The sequence below is a fragment of the Vibrio sp. M260118 genome (genome assembly GCF_036533755.1).
In the GTDB taxonomy this organism is placed as follows: Bacteria; Pseudomonadota; Gammaproteobacteria; order Enterobacterales; family Vibrionaceae; genus Vibrio.
This window is the reverse complement of the sequence record NZ_JATABG010000502.1, coordinates 1-1,988: the sequence shown is the minus strand read 5'-3', so window position 1 is coordinate 1,988 and position 1,988 is coordinate 1. Positions and strand designations below refer to the sequence as shown.

2 protein-coding genes and 1 pseudogene are annotated in these 1,988 nt (G+C 45.6%); 1 reads left to right on the top strand and 2 read right to left on the bottom strand.

Annotated features, from left to right (window positions below):
• On the bottom strand, positions 1 to 284 hold a 284-nt coding region (locus QTO00_RS18890), incomplete at its 3' end, for a FadR/GntR family transcriptional regulator (protein ID WP_331426131.1).
• A gap of 433 nt (positions 285 to 717) precedes the next feature.
• On the opposite strand from QTO00_RS18890, the gene QTO00_RS18885 reads away from it, so the two are divergent.
• On the top strand, positions 718 to 1,437 hold the full coding sequence (locus QTO00_RS18885; RefSeq protein ID WP_331426130.1) for a FadR/GntR family transcriptional regulator: 720 nt from the start codon (positions 718 to 720) through the stop codon (positions 1,435 to 1,437).
• Between the two features lie 78 nt (positions 1,438 to 1,515).
• Here QTO00_RS18885 and fusA read toward each other — a convergent pair.
• Positions 1,516 to 1,988: pseudogene (fusA, locus tag QTO00_RS18880) on the bottom strand (elongation factor G); the annotation flags it as partial.

Below are 1,988 nucleotides of genomic sequence, written 5' to 3'. Positions count from 1 at the left end.
TGAATCCAATTCAATAGCTGAGGATCTAAAAAATGCCAACTGCTTCTTGGGCGAACCGTAGTGCCAACTTTCGGTTTGGACTCGATTAAGCCCTTTGCAGACAACAGTTTTGTTGACTCACGCAGTGCGGTTCGACTTACACCGAAGGCTTCACAAAGTTCCATTTCGTTAGGTAATTTCTCACCTTGTTTTAGTTCACCTGACAGTATTTTACGGGCAATTTGCCTCGCGACTTGCACATGGATCTTACGACGTGAATCTTCTACAAGAGAAAACTGAGCCATGTAACGTTCCTTATAGTTATAAAGGTATACCAAAGTGGTACGGGATAAGTAACTTCGATGCGTGTAGTGCCAATTTTCGCGCCATACTTAGCGAAAATATGAGCAGCAGCCAATTCCATACCTAATATAGAGCCGTTGATAAAAGCTCATTTGAAATACGACCGATTACCTACTTTTGCCATTACGGCAATTAACTAATAATACAATAGTACATACATTCTGTAAACGCTCTTGTTCGATACCAGTAAGAGGAATCAACCATCGTTTGAGTTTACTGGTACCGCGGCCTATATTAGCTTTATATTGAAGTGGCTCACGGATAACACCGAATATCCTTAAGCTGGCTCAAATAGCATCCACATCTGCTTGGTACACGACAAGTTGAATGGTATAGTCTAGATTAAATAATACTTAAAGATGATAAGTGACAAATATGTCTGGAGAGTTCCACTCTATATCAGGCTCTAAACGAAGCCTTCATGTCCAAGTAGCCCGCGAGATCGCACGCGGTATACTGTCGGGTAAGCTACCTCAAGAATCTATCTTGCCAGGTGAAATGGTGCTTTGTGAGCAGTTCGGCATTAGCCGTACCGCGCTACGTGAAGCGGTGAAGCTACTTACGTCCAAAGGCTTGTTAGAGTCTCGCCCTAAAGTGGGTACCCGCGTAATTAACCGCGCTTACTGGAACTTTCTTGATCCTCAATTAATCGAGTGGATGGATGGTCTAGCGGATACTGACCAGTTTTGTGGTCAATTCCTAGGATTACGCCGTGCCATCGAACCCGAAGCTTGTGCACTTGCGGCGATCCATGCCACCGCGGAACAGCGTATTACCCTATCTGAAACCTTCCAAGAGATGGTCGAAGTGGCAGAAGCAGAGGAGTTTGATCAAGCTCGCTGGCTAGATGTCGACACGCGTTTCCATAGCCTAATTTTCAATGCGACAGGTAACGATTTTTACCTGCCATTTGGCAACATCTTAACCACCATGTTCGTAAACTTTATTGCTCACTCTTCAGAAGAAGGCAGCACCTGTATTAACGAACACCGCCAGATCTATGATGCAATCATGGCTGGTAACGCAGACAAAGCACGTCAAGCGTCAGCAAATCACCTACTCGACTCGAAACACCGCCTAGCGACTGTCGGTTAAGCTTTAACCACCGAGCCCAGTTCGTAAACAAAAAGCCGCAGATGCGGCTTTTTAATTTTCGAACATTGCGGTGAGCAACTATTCTTGCTCACACACCTGTTTTTGCACGCTTGGTGGTGCGGGTTCGTAGTGGCTTAAGCTCATATTAAAGCTGCCTTCACCACCAGTAATCGAGCGCAACCTTCTCGCGTAATCTTGCAGCTCGTTAATCGGCGATTTAGCTTGCAGCAAGGTGTAGTTGGCATCAATTTGCTGTGTACCTTCAATTAAACCCCGATTGCCTGATAGGTCTCCCGACACATCGCCAACATATTGTGTTGGAATCGCAAGCTCCATCTGTACGATCGGCTCAAGCACAATAGGACCTGCTTCTTCGACCGCTTTTAAGAAGGCTTTTTTACCTGCGATCACAAACGCGATCTCTTTTGAATCCACCGAGTGGAACTTACCGTCATAGACAGTTACTTCGATGTCTTTGATCGGATTACCGGAGATCGCCCCCTCTTCTAGCGCTTGCTTAATTCCCTTTTCAACTGCCGGAATCAGCGAAG